This is a genomic window from Thiorhodococcus minor (assembly GCF_010820565.1).
GTDB classification, from domain to species: domain Bacteria; phylum Pseudomonadota; class Gammaproteobacteria; order Chromatiales; family Chromatiaceae; genus Thiorhodococcus; species Thiorhodococcus minor.
This window is the reverse complement of the sequence record NZ_JAAIJQ010000323.1, coordinates 1-618: the sequence shown is the minus strand read 5'-3', so window position 1 is coordinate 618 and position 618 is coordinate 1. Positions and strand designations below refer to the sequence as shown.

1 protein-coding gene is annotated in these 618 nt (G+C 63.8%); it reads right to left on the bottom strand.

Annotated features, from left to right (window positions below; translation table 11 throughout):
- Nucleotides 1-618 (bottom strand): reverse transcriptase domain-containing protein (locus G3446_RS27175; protein WP_245232849.1); only part of this gene is annotated, 618 nt, incomplete at both ends.

Genomic DNA, 618 nt, shown 5'->3' with positions numbered 1-618 from the left:
GCTCACGACCACCTCTCTTAAAGGCAGCCGCAGTGGGCGGTTTGAAGCCTCCGCCTGCACGGCGGCTTCGGGGGGCCGACCCCCATCTCTTGTGCAGCATGGCTGCACGCAGGGCTTGCGCCCTGCAATGCGCCTTCGTGGCACACAGTCATCGGCATAGCGGATCAGATTGACCTTGTGATGTCCTCGGAAGCGCGCCTTGAGACGTGCCTCCAGTCCATCGAGGGCCATATTGGCCGCCGTCGGGGACAGGATGCCCCCTTGCGGTGTTCCCGCCGTCGTCGGATGAAACACCCCGCGCTCCATGAATCCGGCGTTGAGCCATCCCCGCAGTTTTCCTTGATCGGCCGGGATCTGCTCCAGTAGCCACGGATGTGATAGCTCGTCGAAGCAGGCCCGAATATCCCCCTCCAGAATCCATTCCGCGCTGTGGCGACGACACAGGGCCAGAAAGCACCCGGCGATGGCATCCTGCGCTCCACGCTCCTTGCGGAACCCATAGGAGCAGGCATCCGCCAGGGTCTCCGACACCGGATCGAGTGCCAGCAGCTCCAACGCCTGCTCAGCTCTGTCGGCTTGCACCGGGATGCCGAGCGGGCGGCGTTTTCCGTTCTTTTT